Source organism: Pseudophaeobacter leonis, assembly GCF_002087335.1.
Classification (GTDB): domain Bacteria; phylum Pseudomonadota; class Alphaproteobacteria; order Rhodobacterales; family Rhodobacteraceae; genus Pseudophaeobacter; species Pseudophaeobacter leonis.
Map to the genome: position 1 here is coordinate 1 of NZ_MWVJ01000104.1, position 1,004 is coordinate 1,004.

The 1,004-nt window shown below is 57.0% G+C and carries 1 pseudogene; it reads right to left on the bottom strand.

Going from position 1 to position 1,004, the window contains the following annotated elements:
• A pseudogene (locus B4968_RS19470) lies at positions 1-958 on the bottom strand (transposase); the annotation flags it as partial.
• Positions 959-1,004: the final 46 nt, after the last annotated feature.

The window sequence follows — 1,004 nt, forward strand, 5'->3', positions numbered from 1 at the left end:
TCCCGTCCGTGCGGCCCGCCTTATCAATGACCGGGATGTGCGGGGCGATCTTGCGGTCCACCAGCCAACCCAAGCATTGGGCCCGAGCCGTAAGCAGTATCCGCGATGATACGCTCGGGATGTAAATCGAACGTGTCTTTAACCCGATCCAGCATTGTGCGCACGGACCCAACTTCAGCTTGTCGGATCGATCTTGTGGCCTCAACGTCGACGATGACACTGTAATCCGTGTCGATCAGGTAGTTTGTCGAATAGCTAAAGAACGCAGGGCCTTTGCGGGCTGCAGTCCACTGGCTGGCGGGATCAGAGTGGGATGTGAACTTGGGTTCCACCTCGGATGCCGCGCCAAAGGCGGCATCATCGAGAACGTCCAGATATTCCCGCACGGCGCGCGGCGCGTCCTCTGGCTTGATGGCAGCAGTGTCCCAATCGTCCTTCGGTGTAGAGTTCTGTTTGTTGGCATCAGCCCCCCTCTCGGCAGATTTGCTATGCAAATCGCCTGCCGGGCAATGGATCAAACTGGCATCTGCCGCAAGCGATGACCACTGACCAAGCCGTCAGCGATGCAGCGTGCCACAGTCGTTTCAAACAAGTGACGCAGCAGATCACTATCGCGGAAACGCCCGTGCCGGTTTTTGGAAAAGGTGGAATGGTTCGGCACGGGATCAGCCAGGTCGAGACGGCAGAACCAGCGGTACGCCAAGTTCAAATGCACCTCTTCACAGAGCCTGCGTTCTGACCTGATGCCGAGACAATACCCAACCAGCAGCATGCGGAGAAGTAGTTCTGGATCCGAGGGACGGCCAGTGTGGCTGTAAAACTCTGCAAGGTGTGGCCGGATGCTGCTGAGATCCACAAACCGGTCAATCGAGCGCAGCAGGTGATCTTGAGGCACGTGATCATCGAGTGAGAACTCATAAAACAACGCGCCTTGCGCCTCTTGCTTCGGTCCCAACATCGCCAATCCCCCCGCATTCACAAGTAAATTGAAACAGTGGTCGGTC